Source organism: Neisseria sp. P0008.S010 (assembly GCF_051962715.1).
Taxonomy (GTDB): domain Bacteria; phylum Pseudomonadota; class Gammaproteobacteria; order Burkholderiales; family Neisseriaceae; genus Neisseria; species Neisseria elongata.
The window spans coordinates 1-516 of the sequence record NZ_JBQCVA010000140.1 but is presented as its reverse complement, the minus strand read 5'-3'; the positions used below and the strand labels follow the sequence as shown (position 1 = coordinate 516).

The 516-nt window shown below is 51.0% G+C and carries 1 protein-coding gene; it reads right to left on the bottom strand.

What is annotated here, in order from left to right; all coding sequences use genetic code 11:
* Nucleotides 1–516, bottom strand: a 516-nt coding sequence (locus tag ACTHSL_RS12900; RefSeq protein ID WP_440381689.1) for a DDE-type integrase/transposase/recombinase, incomplete at both ends; no start/stop codon positions are given.

Here is a 516-nt window from a genome sequence, read left to right as displayed (position 1 = left end):
CTTCACGGTGTTATAAAAGTTCACAAATCGGCACAGCTCCTTTTGCCGGTGTTCCGGACTGTCAAAACTCTGCTTTTCGTGCCACATTCCCATAATCGTCCGAATAACCCTCTCGGCTTTGCCGTTGGTCTGCGGACGGGCAGGACGGGTAAACTTTTGATTGATGCCGTTTTCATAACAGGCAGTGCCGAAAGCATGACTTGCCCCGCCTTTATATTCGCTGCCGTTGTCCGAATACACGCACTCGATCAAATAGGGGCAGGGTTCGATGACTTGTTCCGTTAGAAACTTGGCCGCACTGTCTGCGGTTTTGTCCGGCAGGATGGCGGCGTACAGTTCTCTTGAGAAATCATCAATGGCGACAAACAGGTAATCTCGTTTGTCGGTGGCTTTCTGCCCTTTGAGCAGCGACAGTCGTTTGGTATCGACGTGCACCATTTCGCCGGGATAGGACTTGTTGTAGCGTTTGGCCTGCTTTTTGAGTTTTTCCTGAATGCTGCGTTCTACCTTGGCCAG